The 24,904-nt window shown below is 69.9% G+C and carries 22 protein-coding genes and 1 riboswitch; of the genes, 17 read left to right on the top strand and 5 right to left on the bottom strand.

Going from position 1 to position 24,904, the window contains the following annotated elements:
• The first annotated feature begins 201 nt into the window (after window positions 1–201).
• From AAW14_RS36710 to AAW14_RS36665, 10 genes are all read left to right on the top strand, one after another.
• Window positions 202–810, top strand: coding sequence for a CDP-alcohol phosphatidyltransferase family protein (locus tag AAW14_RS36710; RefSeq protein WP_265568784.1), 609 nt, complete (start codon window positions 202–204; stop codon window positions 808–810).
• A gap of 114 nt (window positions 811–924) precedes the next feature.
• Window positions 925–3,420, top strand: a complete 2,496-nt coding sequence (locus AAW14_RS36705) for a mannose-1-phosphate guanyltransferase (protein ID WP_265568783.1) — start codon at window positions 925–927, stop codon at window positions 3,418–3,420.
• Between the two features lie 166 nt (window positions 3,421–3,586).
• Window positions 3,587–4,420, top strand: a complete 834-nt coding sequence (locus AAW14_RS36700) for a DUF881 domain-containing protein (RefSeq protein WP_265568782.1) — start codon at window positions 3,587–3,589, stop codon at window positions 4,418–4,420.
• The gene (locus tag AAW14_RS36695; protein WP_019708255.1) at window positions 4,417–4,749 is read left to right on the top strand and encodes a small basic family protein; all 333 of its coding nucleotides are present in this window, start codon (window positions 4,417–4,419) and stop codon (window positions 4,747–4,749) included. The genes AAW14_RS36700 and AAW14_RS36695 overlap by 4 nt, the downstream gene beginning before the upstream one ends.
• Before the next feature lie 5 nt (window positions 4,750–4,754).
• Window positions 4,755–5,612 (top strand): DUF881 domain-containing protein, encoded by an 858-nt coding sequence (locus AAW14_RS36690; RefSeq protein ID WP_265568781.1) that lies wholly within the window; start codon window positions 4,755–4,757, stop codon window positions 5,610–5,612.
• Between the two features lie 130 nt (window positions 5,613–5,742).
• Window positions 5,743–6,546 carry an FHA domain-containing protein gene (locus AAW14_RS36685; protein WP_265568780.1) on the top strand — a complete coding sequence of 268 codons (804 nt, stop codon included), beginning with the start codon at window positions 5,743–5,745 and terminating at the stop codon, window positions 6,544–6,546.
• Window positions 6,547–6,564: 18 nt separating this feature from the next.
• The gene (locus AAW14_RS36680; protein ID WP_265568779.1) at window positions 6,565–7,320 is read left to right on the top strand and encodes a MerR family transcriptional regulator; all 756 of its coding nucleotides are present in this window, start codon (window positions 6,565–6,567) and stop codon (window positions 7,318–7,320) included.
• 104 nt (window positions 7,321–7,424) lie between these two features.
• Window positions 7,425–7,898 (top strand): bifunctional nuclease family protein, encoded by a 474-nt coding sequence (locus AAW14_RS36675; protein WP_004002801.1) that lies wholly within the window; start codon window positions 7,425–7,427, stop codon window positions 7,896–7,898.
• A gap of 410 nt (window positions 7,899–8,308) precedes the next feature.
• The gene (locus AAW14_RS36670) at window positions 8,309–8,944 is read left to right on the top strand and encodes a MerR family transcriptional regulator (RefSeq protein WP_265568778.1); all 636 of its coding nucleotides are present in this window, start codon (window positions 8,309–8,311) and stop codon (window positions 8,942–8,944) included.
• 54 nt (window positions 8,945–8,998) lie between these two features.
• Window positions 8,999–10,375: a DNA polymerase IV gene (locus AAW14_RS36665; RefSeq protein WP_265568777.1), complete on the top strand. Its 1,377-nt coding sequence runs from the start codon at window positions 8,999–9,001 to the stop codon at window positions 10,373–10,375.
• A 50-nt stretch (window positions 10,376–10,425) separates the two neighbouring features.
• On the opposite strand, the gene AAW14_RS36660 is transcribed toward AAW14_RS36665, so the two are convergent.
• The gene (locus AAW14_RS36660; protein WP_265568776.1) at window positions 10,426–10,797 is read right to left on the bottom strand and encodes a PRC-barrel domain-containing protein; all 372 of its coding nucleotides are present in this window, start codon (window positions 10,795–10,797) and stop codon (window positions 10,426–10,428) included.
• A 114-nt stretch (window positions 10,798–10,911) separates the two neighbouring features.
• A riboswitch (glycine riboswitch) is annotated at window positions 10,912–11,007 on the top strand.
• Window positions 11,008–11,184: 177 nt separating this feature from the next.
• On the opposite strand from AAW14_RS36660, the gene gcvP reads away from it, so the two are divergent.
• Window positions 11,185–14,070, top strand: coding sequence for an aminomethyl-transferring glycine dehydrogenase (gcvP, locus tag AAW14_RS36655; protein WP_265568775.1), 2,886 nt, complete (start codon window positions 11,185–11,187; stop codon window positions 14,068–14,070).
• Window positions 14,071–14,213: 143 nt separating this feature from the next.
• Here gcvP and AAW14_RS36650 read toward each other — a convergent pair whose 3' ends face one another.
• Together AAW14_RS36650 and AAW14_RS36645 are read right to left on the bottom strand one after the other, a co-directional pair.
• Window positions 14,214–14,420, bottom strand: coding sequence for a DUF5999 family protein (locus AAW14_RS36650; protein ID WP_103840200.1), 207 nt, complete (start codon window positions 14,418–14,420; stop codon window positions 14,214–14,216).
• 390 nt (window positions 14,421–14,810) lie between these two features.
• A complete protein-coding gene (locus AAW14_RS36645; protein WP_265568774.1) occupies window positions 14,811–15,395 on the bottom strand; it encodes a hypothetical protein in 585 nt (194 codons plus the stop codon).
• A 546-nt stretch (window positions 15,396–15,941) separates the two neighbouring features.
• Here AAW14_RS36645 and AAW14_RS36640 point away from each other — a divergent pair.
• Window positions 15,942–17,459 carry a glutamate-cysteine ligase family protein gene (locus tag AAW14_RS36640; protein WP_265568773.1) on the top strand — a complete coding sequence of 506 codons (1,518 nt, stop codon included), beginning with the start codon at window positions 15,942–15,944 and terminating at the stop codon, window positions 17,457–17,459.
• 336 nt (window positions 17,460–17,795) lie between these two features.
• Window positions 17,796–18,596, top strand: coding sequence for a CPBP family intramembrane glutamic endopeptidase (locus AAW14_RS36635; protein ID WP_265568772.1), 801 nt, complete (start codon window positions 17,796–17,798; stop codon window positions 18,594–18,596).
• 93 nt (window positions 18,597–18,689) lie between these two features.
• On the opposite strand, the gene AAW14_RS36630 is transcribed toward AAW14_RS36635, so the two are convergent.
• Entirely contained in the window at window positions 18,690–19,499 is an 810-nt protein-coding gene (locus AAW14_RS36630) for a PhzF family phenazine biosynthesis protein (RefSeq protein ID WP_265568771.1), read from the bottom strand.
• A gap of 700 nt (window positions 19,500–20,199) precedes the next feature.
• Between AAW14_RS36630 and AAW14_RS36625 the strand changes: the two genes are divergently transcribed.
• Both AAW14_RS36625 and AAW14_RS36620 read left to right on the top strand, forming a co-directional pair.
• Entirely contained in the window at window positions 20,200–21,369 is a 1,170-nt protein-coding gene (locus AAW14_RS36625) for an acyl-CoA dehydrogenase family protein (protein ID WP_265568770.1), read from the top strand.
• A gap of 314 nt (window positions 21,370–21,683) precedes the next feature.
• Window positions 21,684–22,331 (top strand): PadR family transcriptional regulator, encoded by a 648-nt coding sequence (locus AAW14_RS36620; protein WP_265568769.1) that lies wholly within the window; start codon window positions 21,684–21,686, stop codon window positions 22,329–22,331.
• Window positions 22,332–22,404: 73 nt separating this feature from the next.
• Here AAW14_RS36620 and AAW14_RS36615 read toward each other — a convergent pair whose 3' ends face one another.
• Window positions 22,405–22,833: an SRPBCC family protein gene (locus AAW14_RS36615; protein WP_265568768.1), complete on the bottom strand. Its 429-nt coding sequence runs from the start codon at window positions 22,831–22,833 to the stop codon at window positions 22,405–22,407.
• Window positions 22,834–23,083: 250 nt separating this feature from the next.
• On the opposite strand from AAW14_RS36615, the gene AAW14_RS36610 reads away from it, so the two are divergent.
• Complete coding sequence (locus AAW14_RS36610) at window positions 23,084–23,668, top strand: Clp protease N-terminal domain-containing protein (protein ID WP_416223432.1); 585 nt, start codon at window positions 23,084–23,086, stop codon at window positions 23,666–23,668.
• Between the two features lie 86 nt (window positions 23,669–23,754).
• Window positions 23,755–24,759 (top strand): EamA family transporter, encoded by a 1,005-nt coding sequence (locus AAW14_RS36605; protein ID WP_265568766.1) that lies wholly within the window; start codon window positions 23,755–23,757, stop codon window positions 24,757–24,759.
• The last annotated feature ends 145 nt before the right edge of the window (window positions 24,760–24,904 follow it).

The raw sequence follows: 24,904 nt of genomic DNA, 5'->3' as shown, positions 1-24,904 counted from the left end.
GTACTGCAGGGGGGACCCTGTGGGAGAGTAGGACACCGCCGAACTCCTTTTGGAGCTCCGGCTCCTGGGCACATCGCCCGGGGGCCGGAGCTTTTTGTTTTCCGGCCGTTTTACCCAGACGCAGCCCCCTCTTCACCATGCCGTGAACCCTACGGGTAAGGTCAGGGGGCATCGTTGGTTCGTTCCCGCAGGAGGCCCCGGGTGGAGGTCCAGGAGACCCGTGTTCAGACGGACCGGGTCCTCACCATCCCGAACGTCCTCAGCATGGCGCGGCTCGTCGGCGTGCCCGTCTTCCTGTGGCTGATCCTCAGGCCCGAGTTCGGCGGGCCGAAGAGCGACGGCTGGGCGCTGCTCGTACTCGTGCTGAGCGGCGTCAGCGATTATCTGGACGGCAAGCTCGCCCGACGCTGGAACCAGATCAGCAGCCTCGGCCGGCTCCTCGATCCCGCGGCCGACCGGCTCTACATCGCGTCGACGCTGGTCGGTCTGACCTGGCGCGGGATTCTGCCGCTCTGGCTGACGGCTGTCCTCGTGGCGCGAGAGCTGGTCCTCCTGGTGATGGTGGGCATCCTCAGACGCCATGGCTATCCGCCGCCCCAGGTGAACTTCCTGGGGAAGGCGGCCACGTTCAACCTGATGTACGCGTTTCCGCTGCTGCTCCTCAGCGACGGAAGCGGATGGATCGCGTCAGTGGCCGCTGTTTTCGGATGGGCGTTCGCCGGATGGGGTACAACCCTGTATTGGTGGGCAGGAGTCCTCTACGTGGTACAGGTCCGCCGCCTTGTCAAGGCGGATGCCATGGCCGATTGAGCCCGCCGATTGGGCGGCCGAAGTGGCTCGATGGCCCGCGCGGGGAAACTGCGGGACAATCTAGACGGGTGAAGTCGGCTGGACAGTCGTCTCTTGGAGGAGGACGCTTCCGACATGAAGGCCGTCGTGATGGCCGGAGGTGAAGGCACACGCCTTCGCCCGATGACCTCAAGCATGCCCAAGCCGCTCCTGCCGGTGGTCAACCGCCCGATCATGGAGCACGTGCTGCGGCTGCTGAAAAGGCATGGGCTGAACGAGACCGTCGTCACCGTGCAGTTCTTGGCCTCATTGGTCAAGAACTACTTCGGCGACGGCGAGGAGCTCGGGATGGAGCTCACGTATGCCAACGAGGAGAAGCCACTCGGTACCGCCGGGAGTGTCAAGAACGCCGAAGAAGCACTCAAGGACGATACGTTCCTGGTCATCTCCGGTGATGCCCTGACCGACTTCGACCTCACCGATCTGATCAATTTCCACAAGGAAAAGGGTTCACTGGTCACCGTCTGTCTGGCCCGTGTGCCCAATCCGCTGGAATTCGGTATCACTATCGTCGACGAAGAAGGAAAGGTCGAACGCTTCCTCGAGAAGCCGACCTGGGGTCAGGTCTTCTCCGACACCGTGAACACGGGCATTTACGTCATGGAGCCCGAGGTCTTCGACTATGTCGAGCCCGACGTGCCCGTCGACTGGTCCGGCGATGTCTTCCCGCAGTTGATGAAGGAGGGCAAGCCGATCTACGGCTACGTCGCCGAGGGCTACTGGGAGGACGTCGGCACCCACGAGAGCTATGTGAAGGCGCAGGCCGACGTCCTGGAGGGCAAGGTCGACGTCGAGATCGACGGTTTCGAGATCTCCCCGGGCGTATGGGTGGCGGAAGGCGCGGAGGTACACCCCGACTCCGTGCTGCGCGGTCCGCTCTACATCGGTGACTACGCCAAGGTCGAGGCCGGTGCGGAAATCCGTGAGCACACCGTCGTCGGCTCGAACGTGGTCGTGAAGAGCGGGGCCTTTCTGCACAAGGCCGTTGTGCACGACAACGTGTACATCGGCCAGCACAGCAATCTGCGTGGCTGTGTGATCGGAAAGAACACCGACATCATGCGGGCCGCCCGGATCGAGGACGGCGCCGTCATCGGCGATGAATGCCTCATCGGCGAGGAATCGATCGTCCAGGGCAATGTGCGGGTCTACCCGTTCAAGACGATCGAGGCCGGTGCCTTTGTCAACACCTCGGTCATCTGGGAGTCCCGCAGCCAGGCGCATCTCTTCGGTGCCCGTGGGGTGTCCGGGATCCTGAACGTGGAGATCACACCCGAGCTGGCCGTGCGGCTGGCGGGTGCCTACGCCACGACGCTGAAGAAGGGGTCCACGGTCACCACCGCCCGTGACCACTCCCGAGGCGCGCGTGCACTGAAGCGGGCGGTCATATCGGCGCTGCAGGCCAGCGCCATCGACGTACGCGACCTGGAGAACGTACCGCTGCCGGTGGCCCGGCAGCAGACCGGGCGGGGCAGCGCCGGCGGGATCATGATCCGGACGTCGCCCGGTGTGCCGGACTCCGTCGACATCATGTTCTTCGACGAGCAGGGCGCCGATCTGTCGCAGGCCGGTCAGCGGAAGCTGGACCGGGTGTTCGCGCGGCAGGAGTACCGCCGTGCCTTCCCGGGTGAGATCGGGGACCTGTACTTCCCGTCCAGCGTCTTCGACTCGTACACGGGGTCGTTGCTGCGGAGCGTCGACACCTCGGGGACCGCCGAGTCGGGGCTCAAGGTCGTCGTGGACGCCTCCAACGGCAGTGCCGGGCTCGTGCTGCCCAGTCTGCTCGGCAAGCTCGGCGTCGACTCGCTGACGATCAACCCGGGTCTCGACGAGTCCCGGCCCACGGAGACCGCCGATGGGCGGCGGTCGGGACTCGTACGGCTCGGTGAGATCGTCGCGTCGTCGCGGGCGGCGTTCGGCGTGCGGTTCGACCCCGTGGGCGAGAGGCTGTCGCTCGTCGACGAGAAGGGACGGATCGTCGAGGACGACCGGGCGCTGCTGGTGATGCTCGACCTGGTGGCCGCGGAGCGGCGCAGCGGGAAGGTGGCGCTGCCGGTGACCACGACGAGGATCGCCGAGCAGGTGGCGGCCTACCACGGGACACAGGTCGAGTGGACGACCACCTCGCCCGACGACCTCACGCGCGTGGGCCGGGAAGACTCGACGATCTTCGGTGGCGACGGGCGCGGTGGCTTCATCGTGCCGGAGTTCAGCAGCGTCTTCGACGGCACCGCGGCCTTCGTACGGCTGATCGGACTGGTGGCGCGGACGCAGCTCACCCTCAGCCAGATCGACGCTCGGATTCCGCGGGCGCACGTCCTCAAGCGTGATCTCGCGACTCCCTGGGCCGTGAAGGGGCTCGTGATGCGCCGGGTCGTGGAGGCGGCCGGGGACCGGTTCATCGACACGACCGACGGCGTGCGGGTCGTGGAGGCCGACGGGCGGTGGGTGCTGGTGCTGCCCGACCCCGCCGAGGCGGTCACCCATCTGTGGGCCGAGGGGCCCGACGACGCCTCCGCGCAGGCCCTGCTGGACGAGTGGGCGGCGGTCGTGGACAGCGCCGGTCGCTAAAGCACACCACGCGCGCGTGCCGGACAAGTGTGCCCAAGGGGGCCCTGTCCGGCACGCCGGTGGGGCCATTCGGAGGTATCGCCGGCGACATGCGACGATGTGCGGCATGCCGCAGCTGCCCCCCGTTCGGAGCACAGACACGCGCCCCCCGCGTCCGGACGCCTCCATGTCGTTGCTCACCAACGTCATGGATCACAGCCTCGACGACGGTTACGCCGAGGCCGCCGCCCGGAAGAAGGGCGAGGGCACCGGCGGCATGCCCAGGACGGTGCGGGCCAAGCTCGGTCTGGCGGCGGGGCTGGTGCTTGCCGCGCTGGTGGTGACCGTGGGCGCGGCGCAGGCACGTATGGCGGCCCCCACGGTCGCCAAGGAGCGTCAGGAGCTCATCGACCGCATTCAGCGCGAGACCGCGGCCGCGGACAAGCTCGAAGGCACGGTCGACACCTTGCGCCAGGACGTGGGCGCGCGGCAGCGGGCGGCTCTGAAGAAGGACGGGGGAGGCGCGGCCGGCCTGGTGGGGATCCTGTCGGGGGCCGCGGCGGTGCATGGCCCCGGAGTGAAGCTCGTCGTCAACGATGCCAAGGAAGCCAGCACGGGCGGCAACGGCAATCCGCGCGAGACTTCAGGTTTCTCCGACACCGGGCGGGTGCGCGACCGCGATATGCAGCGCGTGGTCAACGGGCTGTGGGAGTCGGGCGCCGAGGCGATCGCGATCAACGGGCAGCGGCTGACGGCCCTGTCCGCGATCAGGGCCGCGGGTGACGCGATACTGGTCGACAACAGGCCGCTGGTGCCGCCGTACACGGTGCTTGCGGTAGGGGATGGCGAACGGCTCAGCACCAGGTTCCAGAACAGTGCCGACGGGCTGTACCTGCACGCACTGCAGGACAACTACGGGATCCGGACCCTCATCTCGGTCGAGGGCGACGTCCGGCTGCCCGCCGCGCCGAGTGTGATCGTACGAACAGCACAACCGAGTACAGGGAAGGGCACATCGTGATCGCCGTACTGGGCCTCGTCGTCGGAGTCGTGGTCGGCCTGTTGGTCCGGCCCGAGGTTCCGGCGGTCGTCGAGCCTTATCTCCCGATCGCCGTCGTGGCGGCGCTGGACGCCGTCTTCGGCGGCCTGCGGGCCATGCTCGACGGGATCTTCGACGACAAGGTCTTCGTCGTGTCCTTCCTGTCGAACGTGGTGGTGGCGGCGCTGATCGTGTTCCTGGGTGACAAACTGGGCGTGGGCGCCCAGCTGTCGACGGGTGTCGTGGTGGTCCTCGGAATCCGGATCTTCTCCAACGCCGCGGCGATCCGCCGGCACGTGTTCCGGGCGTGAGGCCGATGAGCAACGAGGACGAGACGCCCAAGCCGCCGGGGACCCCCGAGCACCGGCTGCGCAGGGAACTGCCGCAGGAGATTCCGGCGGCGGCCGGCCGCCCTCTCGGGGCGGCGGAGGAGAGGCAGTCCGAGCCCGCGCTGACCGGCCGTCAGCGCCTGGTGAAGGGGCTGTGGCCGCCGCGCGTCACCCGAGCCCAACTCATCGTCGCCCTGCTGCTGTTCGGCCTCGGCTTCGGTCTGGCGATTCAGGTCGCGTCCAACAGCGACGGCAGCAGCGCCCTGCGCGGTGCGCGCCAGGAGGATCTTGTGCGCATCCTCGATGAACTGGACAGCCGTACGCAGCGTCTACAGGACGAGAAGCAGGGTCTCGAAGATCAGCGGGCCGAGCTGGAGAACAGCTCGAACCAGGCCGCGGAGGCCCGCAAGCAGACCGCCGAGAAGGAGAGGCAACTCGGCATCCTTGCGGGAACGGTTGCCGCGCAGGGGCCCGGCATCACGATGACCATCGGGGACACGAAGGGAACGGTCCAGGCGGACATGCTGCTCGACGCGATCCAGGAGCTGCGCGCGGCCGGCGCGGAAGCGATCCAGGTGAACGGCGTGCGGGTCGTCGCCAGCACCTATCTTTCGGACTCCGGTAAGAGCGTGAGCGTCGACGGGAACAAGATCACCCAGCCCTATCGTTTCAAGGTCATCGGCAAGCCGCAGGACCTCGAGCCGGCGCTCAACATCCCTGGAGGCGTGGTGCAGACACTGGAGAAGGAGCAGGCCACGGTCACCGTGGAGCCGTCGACCAAGATCGTCGTGGACGCCTTGCGAGCGGCGAAGCAGCCTGACTACGCTCGGTCGTCCTCCCCGTGAACCGGGGGTGCATGGAGGCCGTCCGGCGGGGGCATGAGGTTGCGGGGGGTCGGCGCACCGAATGGGTGGTGCGTGATGGAAACTGTTTGGCGGATACGGACGTTGTGAGGATGTCCGGGTCGGCCGGTGTATGCAATCAGGGTTCGTCCTGCCCCACGGGCGGGTCTATTTCGGTCAAGGGGAATCGCCCGTGAAGTTGTTTGCGAAGTTGTTCGGCAAGAGCGCGCGAGAGGGCGGCGCCGACGCGACGGCCCGCCATCGCGCACAGCCGGGAGACGCGGAGGGCCAGCGCCCGCTGTTCCGGGATCAGGTCGCTGGTCCGGGTGGTGACATTTCGGGAGGTCAGGGCGTGCCGTCTGTTGACCCCGGCGCGTCCGGCCCCATAGGTTTCGGGGACATGTCGGCCCTGGTGTGTACGAGGTGCGGTCACCGCAACGCGGAGAACAGCCGCTTCTGTTCCAACTGCGGTGCGCCGCTGCGGGCCGGAGCGGTCCCGGAGCGCGCGTCGGAGACGACCTCCACGATCTCGATCTCGGGTCTGGAGGCCTACGACGCGGAGGCGACCGGCCAGACACAGGTCCCGGCGCTCTCTCCCGAGGCGCAGGCGGCCGTTGACGCGCTGCCGCTCGGCTCGGCGCTGCTGGTGGTCCGCCGCGGTCCCAACTCGGGCAGCCGCTTCCTGCTGGACAGCGACCTGACCACGGCGGGGCGTCACCCGCAGAGCGACATCTTCCTGGACGATGTGACGGTGTCGCGTCGCCACGTGGAGTTCCGGCGCGGCCCGGACGGCATGTTCACGGTCGCCGACGTCGGCAGCCTCAACGGCACGTACGTCAACCGTGAGCGCATCGACCAGGTCGCGCTGCACAACGGCGACGAGGTGCAGATCGGCAAGTACAGGCTGGTCTTCTACGCGAGCCAGCGGGGCATCTGACCCGCCAGGGAAGGGTCCATGCTTCACACACCGAGCGGCGGTGCCGACAGCGGCACCGCCGCCGCGGACAACGGGCTGATGAGCATCGGCACGGTGCTGAACGTGCTGCGCGAGGAGTTCCCCGAGGTCACCGTCTCCAAGATCCGTTTCCTGGAGTCCGAGGGGCTCATCGAGCCGCAGCGCACCGCGTCGGGATATCGCAAGTTCAGTGCACGCGATGTCGAGCGGCTCGGCCAGGTGCTGAGGATGCAGCGGGACCACTATCTGCCGCTGAAGGTGATCCGTGAGTGCCTGGACGCCCTGGGGCGGGGCGAGGAGGTACGGCTGCCGTCCCTCGGCCGGCTGCGGGACGGGGCCGACGGGGAGCCGCTCGGGGAGCTTCTGGGCGAGCCCGAGGTGCCCACGGCCGCGCGGATCGGCCGCGAGGAGCTGCTGGCGGGCGCCGGGATCGGCTCGGAACAGCTGGCGGAGTGGGAGTCGTACGGGCTCGTCGCGCCGCTGGCGGACGGCACGTACGACGCCGAGGCGGTCACAGTGGCCACTCTGGTGGCCGAACTGGGCCGCCACGGGATCGAGCCGCGTCATCTGCGGGTCATGAAGGCCGCGGCGGACCGCGAGGCGGGCCTGGTGGACCAGGTGGTGGCTCCCCTGCGGCTCCACCGCAATCCGCAGACCAGGGCGCACGCCGAGGCCCGTACGAAGGAGCTGGCCGGGCTGGCGGTGAAGCTGCACGCCGCCCTGGTGCAGTCCGCCCTGGGCGTTCGGCTGCCCTGACGCCGGGACGGCGGTCCCGGAGCCGGGCGTTCGCCGTCGGCGGATCACCCGGCGGTTCTGTGCCCGACTACCCAAACGTCCCGGGCACGGCCTAGGGTTGCTGTGTGAACGAGCTCGATGTCGTAGGTGTCCGGGTTGAGATGCCCTCCAACCAACCGATCGTGCTCCTGCGTGAAGTGGGAGGCGACCGTTACCTCCCCATCTGGATCGGCCCCGGGGAGGCGACGGCGATCGCCTTCGCCCAGCAGGGCATGGCCCCCGCGCGACCGCTGACCCACGACCTGTTCAAGGACGTGCTGGAGGCCGTCGGTCAGGAGCTCACGGAAGTACGCATCACGGATCTGCGTGAAGGCGTCTTCTACGCGGAGCTGGTCTTCGCCAGTGGTGTCGAGGTGAGTGCCCGCCCGTCCGACGCCATAGCGCTGGCGCTGCGCACCGGAACGCCGATCTACGGAAGTGACGGGGTGCTCGACGACGCGGGTATCGCGATCCCGGACGAGCAGGAGGACGAGGTCGAGAAGTTCCGCGAATTCCTCGACCAGATCTCGCCGGAGGACTTCGGGACGAGCAGTCAGTGACCGGTGCCCTCCGAGGGCAGAGCCGTTGGGCGTGGCCCGGCACGGTGGCAGGTGCGTGTCCGGCCGCTTGCGAAAGCGGGGGCCTGCAAAGATGACGCGGTGTGTCGGGCGAGAAGGATGCGCCGTTGCCGGGCGTGAAGGCGGTCGAGCGGTGCGCTCTCGGACGGTGCGCACGCCCCCGGCCACGGAGGGTCCCGGAGCAGGAGCGGGCCGTGCGCCGCGGCCAGTGTGCAGGACCTGTGCACATTCCACGATCCGCAGCCAAGGCATTCGGCTAGCCTTTCCCCGCGGGAGGGCACGGGAAACCACTCCTAGGGTGATTATCACTCGGCGTGCCGAGTGTGGCGATCGTTGACGCACCCCTGGTGACTGCCTACCGTCGAGAAGGCAGTTCAAGGACGGAGGTCGGCGTGAGAAGCAGCGGCGGCGGTACGGCGGGGGGTGCTCCCGGACGCAGTCTGGGGGAGAGCGGCCCGTACCCCCTTCACGGCAACGCGGCCGGCTCCGCCCCCCAGCGGCCGACGGGGCTGCCGGGCGACGCGGGGGCGGCTTCGGAGCACATCGGCTATCGCGGTCCCACGGCGTGCGCCGCCGCGGGCATCACCTACCGGCAACTGGACTACTGGGCCCGGACGGGCCTGGTGGAGCCGAGCGTGCGCCCTGCCTACGGGTCCGGGACACAGCGGCTGTACAGCTTCCGGGACGTCGTCGTCCTGAAGATCGTCAAGCGCTTCCTCGACACCGGTGTGTCGCTGCAGAACATCCGTACCGCCGTCCAGCACCTCAGGGAGCGCGGTTTCCGCGACCTGGAGCGCATGACGCTGATGAGCGACGGCGCGACGGTCTACGAGTGCACGTCCCCGGACGAGGTCCACGCGTTGCTCCAGGGCGGGCAGGGGATCTTCGGCATCGCCGTGGGCGTCGTGTGGCGGGACGTGGAGAACGCGCTGTCGCAGTTGCACGGGGAGCGCGTCGACACGGGCGAGACCATCGTCGGCCACAACCCGGCGGACGAGCTGGCCCGGCGGCGCAACAGGGCCGTCTGAGGCGCGCCGTCGGCCGCAGCCGCATTGTCAGTGGCGTAGGGCAGCATCGGAGATGTGAGAACCGCGCCGACCATCCTGCATCTCGACATGGATGCCTTCTACGCCTCGGCGGAGCAGGCATCCAAGCCGAGCCTGCGCGGGAAGGCCGTCATCGTGGGCGGACTGGGGCCGCGCGGGGTGGTGGCCACGGCGTCGTACGAGGCGCGGGTCTTCGGGGTGCATTCGGCGATGCCCATGGCCCAAGCGCGACGGCTCGCACCGAACGCCGCGTATCTGGTGCCCCGCTTCGGGTTCTACCGGGAGATCAGCGAGCAGGTGATGGGGCTGTTGCGGACGCTGTCGCCGCTGGTTGAGCCGTTGAGCCTGGACGAGGCGTTCGTGGACCTGGAGGCCGGGGGAGCCGCCTGGGACGAGGAGTCGGCGCGGCTGACGGGGGTGAGACTGCGTGTGGACATCCGGGCCGTCACCGGGCTGACGGGCTCGGTGGGGCTCGCCGCCTCCAAGATGCTCGCCAAGATCGCCTCGGAACAGGCCAAGCCGGACGGCCTGGTGCTGATACGGCCGGGCACCGAGCGCGCGCTGCTCGGACCGATGCCCGCGCGGACGCTGCCCGGGGTCGGGCCGGCCACCGGGGACCATCTGCGGCGGGCCGGGATCACGACGGTCGACGAGATCGCCGAGGCGGGCGAGGACGAGCTGGTCCGGCTGCTGGGCAAGGCCCACGGGCACGCGCTGTACGCCATGGCGCTGGCCCACGACGACCGGCCCGTGGTGGCCGAGCGGGAGGCGAAGTCCGTGTCGGTCGAGGACACGTACGACGTCGACATCCATGACCGGGTCCGCATCGGCCTGGAGGTGCAGCGGCTCGCCGACCGGTGTGTGCGCAGGCTGCGGGACGCCGGGCTGTCGGGCCGGACCATCGTGCTGAAGGTACGGAGGTACGACTTCTCGACACTGACCCGCTCCGAGACCCTGCGCGGGCCCACGGACGATCCCGCGGTGGTGCGGGAGGCGGCCGCGCGGCTGCTGGAGTCCGTGGACACGACCGGCGGGGTCCGGCTGCTGGGCGTCGGCGTCAGCGGGCTCGCCGACTACACCCAGGAGGATCTGTTCGCCCAGGCGCAGCTGGCGGCCGGGGAGGCCGGGGCGGAGCAGCATCCGGAGACGGAGAGGGCCGACGTGCCCGTCGAGGAGGAGCCGGCCGCCCAGGCGGGACACCTCTGGCGCGCGGGCCACGACGTCCGGCACACCGAGTACGGGCACGGGTGGGTGCAGGGCAGCGGGCTCGGCAGAGTGACCGTGCGGTTCGAGACGCCCGACTCGGAGCCGGGGCGCGTTCGCACCTTCCGTACCGACGACCCCCGGCTGGAGCCTGCGGACCCGTTGCCCCTGGTCCCACGAAGACCCGAGGCCTCGCCCCGGACGGCCTAGCACCGGGGCAGGCCCGGCGGACCGGCCGCTGGACCCGACGAGCCGGCCACTCAGGTCCCGTCGGACCCCGCGAGCCGCCCGAAGTCGCGGTCCGGTGGTGTGGCCGGCCCGGCCACGTCTAGGCCGTAGTGGTGGTAGAGCTGCAGCTCCTGCTCGGGTGAGAGATGTCGTCCGACGCCGAAGTCGGGCGCATCCTTGATCAGGGCACGGTCGAAGGGAACCCGCAGCGCGCCCTCCACCAGCTCACTGGGTTCCAAGGGGACGAACGCGTCCCTGCTGAACAGGCCCGTGCGGATGGCCGCCCACTCCGGTACACCGGTCGCGTCGTCGAGGTAGACCTCGTCGATCGTGCCGATCTTGGCTCCATTGCGGTCGAACGCCTTGCGGCCGATCAGATTCCGCGGATCGATGTCGGTCTGCACGGTCCCTCCAATTGGTCGCAACTCATCCGTAAGCACTACAAAAGAGCAGATTCAGCGTGGCGGCCACTCGAAGGTTGCGGGGTTGTCCCCGCTGGTAGTCTGGCAAGCGGCTGCTGACCCCGTGCGGGAGAGTCCTCCGGAGTGATCCGGAGGCGCCGAAGGAGCAAACCCTCCCCGGAATCTCTCAGGCACACGTACCGCACGGGATAGGTCACTCTGGAAAGCAGGGCGGGTGTCGACGGCTTCCGCTCTCACCGACGGTGAAAACCGGAGCGCCCTCGGGCGGACCGGTGAAGCTCTCAGGTTGAGATGACAGAGGGGGAGGCCGTCGGGGTGCCCGCGCCGTGGTGCCCCTCGAAGGTCGTGTCAGACCAGGAGGCCTCCGCAATGACCGCCCATCGCATTCCGCTCTCCGAGCTCGAACGGGGCACGCCCTTCGAGCAGCGCCACATCGGCCCCGACCAGGAGTCGCGGGCCAAGATGCTCGCGCAGGTCGGCTACGGCTCTCTCGACGAGCTCACGGCCGCCGCCGTCCCGGACGTGATCAAGAACGCCGACGCCCTGGATCTGCCGGGCGCGCGCACCGAGGCCGAGGTCCTGGCCGAACTGCGCGGCCTCGCCGACCGCAACCAGGTGCTCGGCTCCATGATCGGTCTCGGATACTACGGGACCTTCACGCCCCCCGTGATCCTGCGGAACGTGATGGAGAACCCGGCCTGGTACACCGCGTACACGCCCTATCAGCCGGAGATCTCGCAGGGCCGCCTCGAGGCCCTGCTCAACTTCCAGACCATGGTCGCCGACCTCACCGGCCTGCCGACTTCCGGTGCCTCCCTGCTCGACGAGGGCACGGCAGCCGCCGAGGCGATGGCGCTGTCCCTGCGCATGGGCAAGAACAAGAAGGGCCTGTTCCTGGTCGACGCGGACGTGCTGCCGCAGACCATCGCCGTGATCCAGACCCGCGCCGAGCCCACGGGCGTCGAGGTCCTGGTCGCCGACCTCGCCGACGGCATCCCGTCCGAGATCGCCGAGCGGGAGATCAACGGCGTACTGATCCAGTACCCGGGCGCCTCCGGTGCCGTACGCGACATCCGGCCGGTCATCGAGCAGGCCCACGGCCTGGGCGCGCTCGTCACCGTCGCCGCCGACCTGCTCGCGCTGACGCTGCTGACCTCGCCGGGCGAGCTGGGTGCCGACATCGCGGTCGGGACGACGCAGCGTTTCGGTGTGCCCATGGGCTTCGGCGGGCCGCACGCCGGATACATGGCTGTGCAGGAGAAGTTCGCCCGCAGCCTGCCCGGCCGGCTCGTGGGCGTCTCCGTGGACGTGGACGGGCACCGGGCGTACCGGCTCGCCCTGCAGACGCGTGAGCAGCACATCCGCCGCGAGAAGGCGACGAGCAACATCTGCACCGCGCAGGTGCTGCTGGCCGTGATGGCCGGGATGTACGCCGTCTACCACGGCCGGGAGGGCCTGGGGACCATCGCGCGGCGCACCCACCGGTATGCGGCGATCCTCGCCTCGGGCCTCACGGCGGGCGGGGTCGAGGTCGTTCACGGCGCCTACTTCGACACGCTCACCGCGCGGGTGCCCGGCCGGGCCGACGAGGTCGTCGCCGCGGCCCGGGAACGCGGGGTCAACCTGCGTCTCGTCGACGCCGACCATGTGTCGATCGCCTGCGACGAGACCACCACGCGGGACCGGCTGGGTGCCGTGTGGACGGCGTTCGGCGTCGAGGCCGAGGTGGAGGCGCTCGATGCGAGCACCGAGGACGCGATCCCGCAGGCGCTGCTGCGCAGCGACGACTACCTCACGCACCCGGTCTTCCACCAGCACCGCTCCGAGACCGCGATGCTGCGCTACCTGCGCAGGCTGGCCGACCGGGACTACGCGCTCGACCGCGGCATGATCCCGCTGGGCTCCTGCACCATGAAGCTCAACGCGACCACGGAGATGGAGCCCGTGACGTGGCCCGAGTTCGGGCAGCTGCACCCCTTCGCTCCCGCCGAGCAGGCGCAGGGCTACCTCACGCTCATCCGTGAGCTGGAGGAGCGGCTCGCCGAGGTCACCGGCTACGACAAGGTCTCCCTCCAGCCCAACGCCGGTTCGCAGGGCGAGCTGGCCGGTCTCCTCGCCGTGCGCGGCTACCACCGCGCCAACGGCGACGACCGGCGCACCGTCTGCCTCATCCCGTCCTCCGCGCACGGCACCAACGCCGCGAGCGCGGTCATGGCCGGGATGAAGGTCGTCGTGGTGAAGACGGCCGAGGACGGCGAGATCGACATCGAGGACCTGCGGGCGAAGATCGAGCGGTACCGCGACGAACTGGCGGTGCTCATGATCACCTACCCCTCCACGCACGGTGTGTTCGAGGAGCACGTCGCCGACATCTGCGCGGCAGTGCACGAGGCCGGCGGCCAGGTGTACGTGGACGGCGCCAACCTCAACGCGCTGGTCGGCCTCGCCAAGCCGGGCCACTTCGGCGGTGACGTCTCGCACCTGAACCTGCACAAGACGTTCTGCATCCCGCACGGCGGCGGCGGTCCGGGCGTCGGTCCGGTCGGTGTGCGCGCGCACCTGGCGCCGTATCTGCCGAACCACCCGCTGCAGCCCGCGGCCGGTCCCGAGACGGGCGTGGGCCCGATCTCGGCCGCCCCCTGGGGCTCCGCGGGCATCCTGCCGATCTCGTGGGCGTACGTCCGGCTCATGGGCGGCGAGGGTCTCAAGCGCGCCACGCAGGTGGCGGTGCTGTCCGCCAACTACATCGCCAAGCGTCTGGAGCCCCACTACCCGGTGCTCTACACCGGCCCCGGCGGTCTGGTCGCGCACGAGTGCATCATCGACCTGCGGCCGCTGACCAAGGCGACGGGCGTGAGCGTCGACGACGTCGCCAAGCGGCTGATCGACTACGGCTTCCACGCGCCGACGATGTCGTTCCCGGTGGCCGGCACGCTGATGATCGAGCCGACCGAGTCCGAGGACCTGACCGAGATCGACCGGTTCTGCGAGGCGATGATCGCCATCCGCGGGGAGATCGAGAAGGTCGGCTCGGGCGAGTGGCCCGCCGACGACAACCCGCTCCGGAACGCCCCGCACACCGCCGAGGCGCTGGGCGGGGAGTGGAAGCACGCCTACACGCGCGAGGAGGCCGTCTTCCCGGCGGGCGTCTCGGCCGCGGACAAGTACTGGCCGCCGGTGCGCCGCATCGACCAGGCCTTCGGCGACCGGAACCTGGTCTGTTCCTGCCCGCCGCTGGACGCTTACGAGGAGTAATCGTCCTCGGACACGCGTCGGGGCCGGTTCGGAGCGTACGTCTCCGGGCCGGCCCCTCGTATGTCAGGACAGCGAGTGTCCCTTGTCAGGACAGCGAGTGCCCCTCCTGTGCCGGGGCAGCGTGCGCCCCTTGTCCGCCCCGTTCAGGCGGCCGTCATCACCTGGTCGGTGCCCAGCGGGCGGTGCGGGGCGATGATCTGGCCGTCGGGCAGAAGCTCACCGGTGTCCTCGAAGAGCAGAACGCCGTTGCACAGCAGGCTCCAGCCCTGCTCGGGATGGTGCGCCACAAGGCGGGCGGACTCCCGGTCGGCGGATTCGGCTGTCGGGCACGGTGGCTGGTGCTGGCACATGGTGGATGGGATCTTTCGCTCTGTCGTGATGTCTGAGATGGACGTCGTGTCTGTTCCGCGGCTCGTGTTGTGGCTCATGGCCGCCCCCCGTCGGTGATACCTCGGTCTGGAACCCAGTGTTGCCCTACGGGCGTCAATCCGCAGCGATTTCGCAGCACCGCTTTCTCACAGGTTGATGACGCATCTGCGGCGCGGACGGTTCACCCCAACTCCACTGTCACTTCGGGTGGTTCGCAGTGGTCGGAAAGGGCTAGTCCATGTGGCCGAGCTGCGCGTTGTCCCTCGTACGAGCGTGATGGGGCACGAACGAGCGGCGAGGAGGCGCTTGGGGGCCCGGACGTGGACGTGCCCCGCGGCCGTCTCCGGCGGCGGGGCACGGCGAGGTGGAGACTAGGCGGGCGAGCCGAGCAGCGGGGCCCGGGTGACCCGGAGGGTGAGCACCGGCAGGAGGTCCGCGACCCGGTGCGGCCGGTGGGCCGCGATGCCCGGCGGAGCGGGCGCGAGCGGCACCAGAAGGTCGGCCGCGGCCGGATGGCCCGTCGCGCCGTCGGCGGTGGTGTCACCGTGCAGCCACAGGGTGAGCATGTACAGCTCGGGCACGGACAGCAGCCGGGCCTGGTAGGGCTGCGCCAATGTCTCCGCCTGGAGCACGGCGCGCTCGGTGGCGGCGACGTACGGGCCCTCGAAGAAGCGCGAGAAAGCCCAGCCGTCGGGAGTCAGCATGGTGTCGGCGGCCGCCACGGCGCGGTCCCCGCAGCGGATGAGGAAACGCCAGCCGGCGAGGCGGGTGGCCGAGGCGCCCGCCGGGGTGATCCGGTCGAGCACGTGGACCGGCAGCGGCAGTTCGGGTGTCACGGGTCCCTCGGCCGTGCGCAGGGACGGGGTGGGAGCCTCCCGGACCGCGGTGGGGGAACCGAGTGCCGTGAGGACGGAGCGGAGAGCGGGCGCGGGAGCCGGGGGGACCTGCAGATGCATGGTGGGTCGCCTCTCATTCGACAGGCACGGGGGAGCGAGGGCGTGGTGGGGCTGGGCGGGCGGACGGCGCTGTCAGCTCTCGGGGTCAGAGGGGCGGGGGATCGTGCCCGGACGAATGGTGCGCTGTGGCCACAGGGCTCAGGACCACGAGCGCCAATTCTCTGCCCCGTGCGCAAAGTTTATCCGACGCGTGTTCATGCAGTGTTTCGTCTAGTCGTCCCGTGTTTGACGAACAAGGAGATATCCGGTCGGCGATAAGTGGGATTCGTCCCGATACCGTGCGGTGCCGTGTCCCGCGACCTCGGAATACCCGTGCGTAGCGGACGGCTGATTCTCGTCGGCGTTTTTCACGACTTGCTTGCACGCTGAAACTTGCGTGTGGCCGCATGCCCCGTGAATGTGCCGCGGACGCGTCGCCCTCCCAGAGTAGCGGGCAACACTCGAGCGCGGGACGTTATCGATCGCGCTGCCGGGGCATCATCCACCGTGACCCCGCACAGCAGCGGCCGGATCGTCGGCCTGCCCATCTCAGGAGGGACGCTTTCGATGGGAGAGAAGGTCGTGGCAGGGTCCTTCGACCTGTCCGATCGCCAGCACTACCGCAGCAAGCTCAGGCAGTGTCTGACGGGACTGGCGCGACTGCTGGAGGAGGAGCGGTTCGATCGGCCGAAGAACCTGATGGGGCTGGAGATCGAATTGAATCTCGTCGGACCCGAAGGCCTGCCGAGAATGATGAATGCGCAGGTGCTCGAAAGGATTGCGAGCCGTGATTTCCAAACAGAACTCGCCATGTTCAATCTGGAAGTCAACATAGCGCCACACCCGCTGGGTGGCAGGGTATTCGACCGGCTCGCCGAGGAGTTGCGCACCTCGCTGGCCTATGCGGACCGGAAAGCGCACGAGGTGGACGCCGGAATCGTGATGATCGGCATTCTTCCCACGCTCGGCCGTGATGACCTGGTCTCCTCCAATCTCTCGGCCGTCGACCGCTACACCCTGCTCAACGACCAGATCGTGGCCGCGCGCGGGGAGGACTTCACGCTCGACATCGACGGGGTGGAGCGCCTCGTGTGCACCTCACGGTCGATCGCGCCCGAAGCCGCCTGCACCTCGGTCCAGCTGCACCTCCAGGTCACCCCGGCGCGGTTCGCCGATGTGTGGAACGCGGCGCAGGCGGTCGCGGCGGCGCAGGTCGCCATAGGGGCCAACTCGCCGTTCCTGTTCGGCCGCGAGCTTTGGCGTGAGTCCCGGCCGCCGCTGTTCCAGCAGTCCACCGACACCCGGCCGCCCGAACTGCAGGCGCAGGGCGTCCGGCCGCGCACCTGGTTCGGGGAGCGGTGGATCACCTCGGCGTACGAGCTGTTCGAGGAGAACCTGCGCTACTTCCCGGCCCTCCTGCCGATCTGCGACGACGAGGATCCCCTGCGCGTCCTCGACGAGGGAGGCGTCCCCAAGCTCGCCGAACTCGTGCTGCACAACGGCACTGTGTACCGCTGGAACCGGCCCGTGTACGGGATCGCCGACGGTGTGCCCCATCTGCGGGTCGAGAACCGGGTGCTGCCCGCCGGACCCACCGTCGCCGACGTACTCGCCAACACCGCCTTCTACTACGGCGTCGTCCGCGCCCTCGCCGATGACGCGCGGCCGGTCTGGACGAAGCTGCCGTTCGAGGCGGCCGCCGCCAACTTCGACGCGGCCTGCCGCCACGGCATCGAGGCGCGCCTGCGGTGGCCACGGGCCGGCCGCCACGGCGGGATCGTCGAGGTGGACGCCGTGGACCTGGTACGCGACGAACTGCTGCCGCTGGCCGAGGCCGGCCTGGACGCATGGGGCGTCGAGCCCGCCGACCGGGACTACTACCTCGGCGTGATCGAGGAGCGGTGCCGGCTACGGGTCAACGGCGCGAGCTGGCAGGCCGCCGCCTTCCACCGGGCCCTGGACCAGGGACTCGACCGGGACGCAGCACTGGCCACGACGACTCGGCGATACAGCGAGTTGATGCACGTCGGCGAGCCGGTGCACACCTGGCCCGTCGGATTACCGCAACCGGTGCTGCTGGGGTGAGTGACCGGGCATCCGTCCCCGGCCGACAACCGCACACCGCGGCCCCCACACCGGCGGCGACGGCGACAGGACCGTCGTCGACGGGCCCGGGGGCCGGCTGTGTGCGCTCCGTGGCCACCGGGCAAGCTGTGTCGTCCCATGACGGTGGGTGCCCCTCCCCGATCGCGACCGATCCCGACTGAGACCGGTGCCGTGAAGCAGCCGTATGACAGTGAAGACAGGAGGTACGCCCCGCGCGGCGACTCCCGACGGCCTGTCGCGCACGATCTTCGTCGCTTCCATGACCCTGGCGGGGCGAAGATGGGGACGCGGCGGGATCGCTCAACTGGAGGCGGAGTGCAGGTGGAGGCAGGGTCGGTGGCCGATTCTTCTACGGCGGAGCGGCCGACGCGACGGATTCTCCGGGACGAGACACTGCTGGTTCTGGGGCTCTCCCTTGGTGCGAGCGGGGTCTCCGCGCTGATCAGGTTTGTGGGATCGGTCACCAAGCCGGGCACGCTCAAGGAGCAGGCGGCCACGCTCAACGCCTCGGCCGCACCCGGCCGTCCCTGGCTGGATCTCGCCTGGCAGCTCTTCGGGATCGCGTCCGCGCTGGTACCGGTCGCCCTCGTCGCGCACTTCCTGCTGCGGGAGGGCGCGTCGCTGCGCACGCTCGGCTTCGACCGGACGCGACCGTGGCCGGACCTCGGGCGCGGGGCGGCCGTCGCCGCGGTGATCGGCTCCACGGGTATCGCCTTCTACCTGGCCGCGCGCGGTCTCGGCGCCAACCTGACGGTGGTGCCGGAGGCGCTGCCCGACGTGTGGTGGAAGTACCCCGTGCTGGTCCTGTCGGCGATGCAGAACGCCGTCCTCGAAGAGGTCATCGTCGTCGGCTATCTGCTGCGGCGGCTGGGACAGATGGGCTGGACCCCCGGCACGGCTCTGGTGGCCAGCGCCGTGCTGCGCGGCTCGTACCACCTCTACCAGGGCATCGGCGGGTTCTTCGGCAACATGGTGATGGGCGTGGTCTTCGTCTATCTGTACCGGCGCTGGGGGAGGGTCGGTCCCCTGGTGGTGGCCCACTCGCTGCTCGACATCGGGGCGTTCGTGGGGTACGCGCTGCTGGCCGGGAAGGTGGGCTGGCTGCCCACGGCGTGAGCGGTCGGGGCAGGGGCGGGCGGCGGGCCGGACAGGGACCGGCGAGGCTCCGAACGGGGGCGCACGAGGTCGTCGTACGCCCCTGTCGTGCTGTTACGCGAGCAGTTCGCCGTCGATCACGGTGACGGCGCGGCCGGTCAGCAGGGTGCGGTCGCCGCGGAGTTCCGTGTGGACGCGGCCGGAGCGCGGGGAGGCCTGCAGACCGGTGAGGCCGGGGCGGCCGAGGCGTTGCGACCAGTAGGGAGCCAGGGCGGTGTGGGCGCTGCCGGTGACCGGGTCCTCGTCGATACCGACGTTCGGGAAGAAGCAGCGCGAGACGTAGTCGTAGCCGTGGGAGGGGTCCTCGGCGCGGGCCGTGGCGATGACGCCGCGCGCGGAGTGGCGGGCCAGCGCCCTGTGGTCGGGGGAGAGCCCGCGGACCGTCTTCTCGTCGGCGAATTCCAGGAGCAGGTCACCGACGTTCGCGCCGGTGTCGTGGGCCGACAGGGCCTCGGCGCCGAGGGCTTCGGCCGCGCCGTCCGGGACCTCGACCCGGGTGAGCGGTGCGGTGGGGAAGTCCAGCGTGACGGAGCCGTCCCCCCGCGGTGCGGCGGTCAGCACGCCGCTGCGGGTGGCGAAGCGTACGGGGCCCTCGTGGGCACCCGTGGTGTGCAGCACATGAGCGGTGGCCAGGGTCGCGTGGCCGCACAGGGCGACCTCGGTGGCCGGAGTGAACCAGCGCAGTGCCCAGTCCGCCTCGCCGCCCTCGGGCAGGCGGTGGGCGAACGCGGTCTCGGCATGGTTGACCTCGCGGGCCACGGCCTGGAGCCAGGTGTCGTCCGGGAAGGAGTCGAGGAGCAGGACGCCGGCCGGGTTGCCGGCGAAGGGGCGGTCGGTGAAGGCGTCGACGATTCGGATCCGCATGGGGCGACGCTAGACGTCACAGGCCCGCGCGGGCCAAGGCCAATTCGGGGAGGCTGGACCTGTGCGGGGCGCTGCGCGGCGAGCGGCGACGGGTGTGCCGACACCAGGGGGTTGCCCGGCGCACGATCACGTCGGCGCCGAGAGCGGGGCCGTCGCGCTCCGGGCCGGGTGCCGACGGAGCTCCGATGTGCCGGCGTCCCATGATCTTGGCCGCGAGCAGCGCCGCGTCCTCGGGACCGGTCGCGTTGTCGCGCAGACAGTGCCGGAAGCGACGCGCTGGTGGAGTTTGCGGAGACCGTCACTGCGTTTGCGTCCCAGGGCCTCCGGCCTGTGAGGCAGGCCGGGCCCCGGTGTCGGCGCCGCGGGTGCCGTCGTCTCCTTGCGAACGCTCGGTGCATCCGCTGAACAGGTGCGACCGGCAGCTGAGGTCATCGCTCACACGCCGGTAGGCGTGCAGTCACGTGTGCCGGTCATGTAGTTGAGTTGCGGGCCCTAGCCGGGGAACGTGGCGAGGGCCTTCGGGGCGAGCGTGCGGCAGGGCACGACTTGGCCGTTGGTGTTGCAGCAAAGAATTTCAGTCAAGGTTGCGCTGCACGATCACCCCGGGGTCCAGCCGAGAGGCGCTTTTGGTGTCGACCGACAGGCGATCTCCGAGGTGACGTTCACCAACCCGGACCGTCTCGAAGAGGAGCGTCACAGCATGAGCACCCTCGACACCCTGTCCGAGGACGAGCAGTTCATCGTCCGAGCGGTGCACGACTTCGTCGACAGGGAAGTCAAACCCGTCGTCCAGGAGCTGGAGCACGCCAACACCTACCCCGAGGCCCTCATCGACCGGATGAAGCGGCTCGGCATCTTCGGCCTCGCCATCCCGGAGGAGTACGGCGGCACTCCCGTCTCCGCTTCATGCCACGTCCTGATCACCGAGGAGCTGGCCCGCGGCTGGATGAGCCTGGCCGGCGCGATGGGCGGCCACACCGTGGTCTCCGAACTGCTGCTGCAGTTCGGCACCGAGGAGCAGCAGCGCCGCTGGCTGCCGGGGATGGCCACCGGCGAGATCCGCGCCACCATGGCTCTGACCGAGCCCGGCGGCGGCTCCGATCTCCAGGCCATGCGTACGGTCGCGCGCAAGGACGGCGGGGGAGGCTATGTCGTCAACGGGACCAAGACCTGGATCACCAACTCCAGGCGCTCGAAGCTGATCGCGCTGCTGTGCAAGACGGACCCGGACGCCGTGCCCGCCCACAGGGGCATCTCCGTCCTGCTCGTCGAGCACGGCCCGGGCCTGACGGTCTCCCGCGACCTGCCCAAGCTCGGTTACAGGGGCGTCGAAAGCTGCGAGCTGTCCTTCGACGACTACCGGGCGTCGGCCGATGCGGTCCTCGGTGGGGCGGAGGGCAAGGGCTTCGCGCAGATGATGAAGGGACTGGAGACGGGACGGCTCCAGGTGGCCGCCCGCGCGCTCGGTGTCGGCCGGGCGGCGCTGGAGGACGCGCTGGCCTATGCCCAGGAGCGGGAATCATTCGGCAAACCGATCTGGAAGCACCAGTCGATCGGCAACTACCTCGCGGACATGGCCACTTCACTCACCGCGGCACGTCAGCTCACCCTCTACGCCGCCCGCGAGGCCGACGCAGGGCGACGCGTCGACATGGAGGCCGGGATGGCCAAGCTCTTCGCCTCGGAGACCGCCATGCAGATCGCCCTCAACGCCGTCCGCATCCATGGCGGCTACGGCTACTCCACCGAGTTCGACGTCGAACGCTACTTCCGGGACGCCCCGCTCATGATCGTCGGCGAGGGTACGAACGAGATCCAGCGGAACGTGATCGTCGGTCGGCTCGTCGAGCGCGGGGGACTCGACGTCTGAGGATCAGGTTCGCCCGGGGCTGCGGCTGACCGGGGGCTGGCTGGAGCCCCGGTCCGGGACCGCGGTCAAACGTCCGGTGAGACGCCAACGGCTACCGGTGTTCCGGCCGTACGGGCGACGTGGAACTCTCCAACGGGTCGTACGACGCCGGCCCGATGTACGTCAAGTGCCAATAACCCATGGACAGCCAAGGGCCGGGCGAGGCCGGCCGGGCCCTTGATGGGGGCCCTGTTCGGCAGGGGATTGCCACGCCGATCGTTCCGATATATCGTTGAGGCATCGCGACAGATCAACGATGGAATGGAGTGATCGCGATGCGTTCACGTGGAGAGGACTTCGGTTTCGAGCGACACGGACATCACGGTGGCCACGGCCAGCGCGCTCGGGATGGCTTCGAGGGGCGGCGGGGAGCCTTTGGGCCCTTCGGGCCGGGTGGTCCCGGTGGTCCTGGTTTCGGGGGGCCCGGTTTCTTCGGCCCGGGCGGCCCCTGGGGCGGCCGCGGCCGGGGCGGAGCGAGGGGGAGGGCGCGGCGCGGGGACGTACGCGCGTCGATCCTGGCCCTCCTCAAGGACCGGCCCATGCACGGCTACGAGATGATCCAGGAGATCGCCGAGCGCAGCGGCGGGGCGTGGAAGCCCAGCCCTGGTTCGGTGTACCCCACGCTCCAGTTGCTGGAGGACGAGGGTCTGATCACCAGCGAGAGTGAGGGCGGCAAGAAGCTCTTCTCGCTCACCGAGGCGGGCCGGGGCGCTGCCGACGAGGGGCCCGAGGCCCCCTGGGAAGAGGCCTCGCGCGGTGTCGACTGGGAGGCGCTGCACGAGATCAGGCAGGCCGGCTTCGGCTTGATGGAGGCGTTCGGCCAGGTCTGGAAGACCGGCAGCAAGGACCAGCGCGACAAGGCCCTGGCGGTCATCAACGACGCCCGCAAGAAGCTGTACCTGATCCTTGCCGAGGAGAACTGAGGGCGGGTGTGGGTGCGTGACGGTGCCCCGCGGAATCGGTCCGCGGGGCACCTTTTGCGTGTGGGGGTGCCCCTCAGGACACCAGGGCCCCCAGCTTGCGCAGCGACTCGTTGAGTGCGGCCGTCGCCGAGTCCTTGAGCTTGCCCGCCATCAGCGAGACCGCCGCGCCGGTGAACTCCCCGTCGATACGGACCGACGTCGCCTCGCCGTCCGGTGTCAGCGTGTAGCGGGTGGCCACGTGCACGGCCATCGGGCCCTTTCCGTGGATGGACAGGACGCGCCCGGGACGCACCTCGTCGATGGTCCAGGTGATCTCGGCGGGGAAGCCCATGAGCTTCATGTTCTCCTCGAAGGTCCCGCCCGCTTCCAGGGTCTCGGGGCCGCCCTTGGGGAAGCCGGTGTGGGTGGCGTTCCACTCGCCGTACGCCGACCAGTCCGTGAGCCGGGCCCACACCTTCTCGGCGGGCGCCTCGATGCGTGCTTCCGCGCTGACTTCGGCCATGCGACCACCCCTTCGCGTCGGCTGCTGCGTCGGGCGCAGCTGTGGTGTCGTCGCGGAACGTAGCCGTAGGGTCCGGAACATTCAATACTGATGAACCGTCAGGAATGATGGAGCGCGGGCCGGGCGGGTCCGGCCTCGGGTGGGGTGGTCCGTGCTTCCCCGGCAAAACGGCGCCATCTCATCCGTAAGGAGGAGAACCCGGGCAGCCATGCCCAACCTGTGTCGGATGCGAAAATGCTGCTCGCCGAGGATGACCCGGGCCGAAGGGCCTGATGGGGTGGGGCACGTGCCACCCCGTCATTCCCAGCAGCAGGCCGCCGAGGGCGCCGCGCACCACCCTGACCTCGACACCAGGCTCACCGCCGAGCTGACGGCGGTGGTCGCGGGTGCCCGCAGGAGGGCCGTGCGGGACGGGGACCGGCAGATCGACACGGCGCATCTGCTGCACACGCTGCTCGAGTCCGACTCCGAGGTGCGTGCCGTGTTCGGGGGCCCGCAGGTCGCCCGGCTGCTGGGATATCTCGTCCAGCGCGCCATCGGCTACGGTCTGCGCTGGCAGGGCACGGTCGAGGACTCCGGGGCGGTGCCGGTGCCGAGCGAACCGGAGGGCTGGTCGCCGACGGCTGCGGGTGCCCTGGACGCCGCGTACGAGCGGGCGGTGCGGCGTGGTGACGCGTGTGCATGTGGTCTCGATCTGCTCGCGGCGATCGTCGCGGACCCCGAGTCGCGGGCCGTGGAGGTTCTCGGCCGCGCAGGTGTCGACACAGGGGCGCTGCCGGAGCGCATCGAGGCACGGGATGCGGCCGAGCGGTACGGGCCCGGTTCCTCCGGCTGAGCCGCGGGACGGTTCCGGGGCTCCCGAGCCCATCCCGCGAGACAGGTGCTATCGGGGGTGACGCTCATGTCGTCGCCTGTCATCATGTGGCGGTGCATACGTCTCAGGGCAGTCAGGGCCACCGTGGCAGGGGCGTCGGGCTGGGGCTTGCCCTCGCGTCGGCGCTCGCCTTCGGCGGATCGGGAGTTGCGGCCAAACCGCTGATCCAGGCGGGACTCGACCCCCTCCATGTGGTGTGGCTGCGGGGCACGGGCGCCGCCCTCGTGATGCTGCCGCTCGCCGTGCGCCACCGCGCGTTGCTGCGCACCCGTCCCGCGCTGCTGGCCGGCTTCGGCCTCCTCGCCGTGGCCGGTGTACAGGCCTGCTACTTCGCCGCGCTCTCGCGCATCCCCGTCGGCGTCGCACTGCTCATCGAGTACCTGGCGCCCGCGCTCGTGCTCGGCTGGGTGCGCTTTGTTCAGCGGCGGCCCGTCACGCGCGCCGCCGCGGTCGGCGCGGTGCTCGCGGTCGGCGGCCTCGCCTGTGTCGTCGAGGTGTGGTCGGGGCTGAGCTTCGACGCTCTCGGGCTGCTGCTCGCGCTCGGCGCCGCCTGCTGCCAGGTCGGGTACTTCGTCCTCTCCGACCAGGGCAGCCAGGCGGGCGACCAGGCCCCGGATCCGCTCGGTGTCATCGCGTACGGCCTGCTCGTGGGGGCCGCCGTGCTGACGGTCGTCGCCCGCCCCTGGACCATCGACTGGTCCGTCCTCACGAGCACCGTGCGGATGAACGGCACACCCGTCCCGGCCGTCCTGCTGCTGGCCTGGATCGTCCTGATCGCCACCGTGCTCGCCTATGTCACCGGCGTGCTGTCGGTTCGTCGCCTCTCGCCCCAGGTGGCGGGCGTCCTGGCCTGCCTCGAAGCGGTGATCGCGACCGTCCTGGCCTGGGTGCTCCTCGGTGAGCACCTGGCGGCTCCGCAACTCCTCGGCGGTGCGGTCGTTCTGGTGGGTGCGTTCATCGCCCAGTCGTCGGCGCCCGCCCAAGGCTCTGTGGAGCAGGCGGCGAGCGGTGACGCCGAAAGGCTGTCGCCGGCCCGGGAGACGGTCGCCTAAGGGCAGTCCCGTAATCCCCGGTGGATCGGCGCGCAGCGTCGGATGCGGTGCGTCGCAAGGCGGAGGGTCGTCCTCATACTGGGCGTATTCGGTCGATCCGACACCGCAGCGAGGTGCCGTAGCTGTCGTCGTGCGCCCGCCGGGG

It is taken from the genome of Streptomyces hygroscopicus, from assembly GCF_026168105.1.
Classification (GTDB): Bacteria; Actinomycetota; Actinomycetes; order Streptomycetales; family Streptomycetaceae; genus Streptomyces; species Streptomyces hygroscopicus_D.
This window is presented reverse-complemented; position numbering and strand designations above follow the sequence as displayed.

Excerpts from the sequence above, each read along its gene's own strand:
- AAW14_RS36645 (WP_265568774.1), bottom strand. The coding sequence starts at position 15,395 with ATGCATCTGCAGGTCCCCCCGGCTCCCGCGCCCGCTCTCCGCTCCGTC.
- AAW14_RS36685 (WP_265568780.1), top strand. The coding sequence starts at position 5,743 with ATGCAATCAGGGTTCGTCCTGCCCCACGGGCGGGTCTATTTCGGTCAA.
- AAW14_RS36625 (WP_265568770.1), top strand. The coding sequence starts at position 20,200 with ATGAGCACCCTCGACACCCTGTCCGAGGACGAGCAGTTCATCGTCCGA.
- AAW14_RS36690 (WP_265568781.1), top strand. The coding sequence starts at position 4,755 with ATGAGCAACGAGGACGAGACGCCCAAGCCGCCGGGGACCCCCGAGCAC.
- gcvP (WP_265568775.1), top strand. The coding sequence starts at position 11,185 with ATGACCGCCCATCGCATTCCGCTCTCCGAGCTCGAACGGGGCACGCCC.
- AAW14_RS36680 (WP_265568779.1), top strand. The coding sequence starts at position 6,565 with ATGCTTCACACACCGAGCGGCGGTGCCGACAGCGGCACCGCCGCCGCG.
- AAW14_RS36640 (WP_265568773.1), top strand. The coding sequence starts at position 15,942 with ATGGGAGAGAAGGTCGTGGCAGGGTCCTTCGACCTGTCCGATCGCCAG.
- AAW14_RS36615 (WP_265568768.1), bottom strand. The coding sequence starts at position 22,833 with ATGGCCGAAGTCAGCGCGGAAGCACGCATCGAGGCGCCCGCCGAGAAG.
- AAW14_RS36630 (WP_265568771.1), bottom strand. The coding sequence starts at position 19,499 with ATGCGGATCCGAATCGTCGACGCCTTCACCGACCGCCCCTTCGCCGGC.
- AAW14_RS36610 (WP_416223432.1), top strand. The coding sequence starts at position 23,084 with ATGACCCGGGCCGAAGGGCCTGATGGGGTGGGGCACGTGCCACCCCGT.
- AAW14_RS36620 (WP_265568769.1), top strand. The coding sequence starts at position 21,684 with ATGCGTTCACGTGGAGAGGACTTCGGTTTCGAGCGACACGGACATCAC.
- AAW14_RS36650 (WP_103840200.1), bottom strand. The coding sequence starts at position 14,420 with ATGTGCCAGCACCAGCCACCGTGCCCGACAGCCGAATCCGCCGACCGG.
- AAW14_RS36705 (WP_265568783.1), top strand. The coding sequence starts at position 925 with ATGAAGGCCGTCGTGATGGCCGGAGGTGAAGGCACACGCCTTCGCCCG.
- AAW14_RS36700 (WP_265568782.1), top strand. The coding sequence starts at position 3,587 with ATGTCGTTGCTCACCAACGTCATGGATCACAGCCTCGACGACGGTTAC.